This window comes from Streptomyces sp. NPDC054841, from assembly GCF_053611045.1.
Window position 1 is genome coordinate 1 of sequence record NZ_JBSGZO010000925.1, and the last position, 1,158, is coordinate 1,158.

Genomic DNA, 1,158 nt, shown 5'->3' on the forward strand with positions numbered 1-1,158 from the left:
CGATCGTCCTGGCCACCACCACCCCGGACTACCCCATCCCGGCGACCGCACCCGCTGTCGCCGCCCGGCTCGGAATCACCGGCGCGGCCTTCGACGTCAACGCCGCCTGCAGCGGCTTCGTCTACGGCCTGGCGACGGCCACCGCCCTCATCACCGCCCACCTGGCCGATCGGGTCCTGTTCATCGGCGCGGACACGGTCTCCACCGCGGTCGATCAGGACAACCGGAGCATCGCGCCGCTGTTCGGAGACGGTGCCGGAGCCGTGGTTATGCGTGTCGGCACCCCAGACGAGGCCGGAGCCCTCACCGTCTTCGACCTCGGCAGCGACGGAACCGGCATGGAACTCATCCGTCAGCCCGCGGGCGGATCACGCCAGCGCTCCACACGCCGGGAGGCACCGGAAACAGACCGGTACGTCGCGATGGACGGCAAGGCTGTCTTCACCACCGCCATCACCAAGATGACCGCCTCGTCACGGGCAGTCCTCCAGCGCGCCAACCGCTCCATCCACGAAGTGGACCATCTCGTCGCCCACCAGGCCAACGCCCGTATCCTCCACGCCGTCGCCCACCAGCTCGATCTCCCAGCACACCGGATGATCACCAACATCGACAAGGTCGGCAACACCACCGCAGCCTCCATCCCCCTCGCCCTGGCCGACGCAGCAAGAAGCGACTCACTGCACGCCGGCCAACTGGTTCTGCTCACAGCCTTCGGCGGCGGCCTCACCTGGGGCTCCACCCTCCTTACGTGGCCCTCCATCACAACCGCCTGACCCACCCGGCCCGCCCGCACAAAACCTCACGACCCCGAGGAGACACCCATGGACACCCTGCAGCGCGTCTGGAACGTCCTGACCGCCTGGTGCGACCTGCCCAGTGAGGAGATCCAACCCGATCTCCAGCTGAAAGACCTCGACCTGGACTCCCTGAACATCCTGGAGATCTCCCTCAGCCTGGACAAGGAATTCAACACCGCCATCCCGGAGAGCGAACTCAAGAACGCCCACACCGTCGCCGACATCGCGGCCCTCGCCAACAAGTACGCAGCCGCCGCCCAATAGACAGCCCTTCCTGCCGCCGACACGGCATCGCCGAGAGGACCGGCCTATCCCTGCCGCAGTGTCACCTCGCGTTGCCGTCGAGAATCTCGACGGC

The 1,158-nt window shown here is 67.4% G+C and carries 2 protein-coding genes; both read left to right on the forward strand.

The features are described 5' to 3' along the window. The coding region (locus ACWGI8_RS44470; RefSeq protein ID WP_453669349.1) for a beta-ketoacyl-ACP synthase 3 at positions 1 to 776 on the forward strand (776 nt) is incomplete at its 5' end. Between the two features lie 48 nt (positions 777 to 824). Beyond that, the gene (locus tag ACWGI8_RS44475) at positions 825 to 1,064 is read left to right on the forward strand and encodes a phosphopantetheine-binding protein (RefSeq protein ID WP_453669351.1); all 240 of its coding nucleotides are present in this window, start codon (positions 825 to 827) and stop codon (positions 1,062 to 1,064) included. Positions 1,065 to 1,158 lie beyond the last annotated feature (94 nt).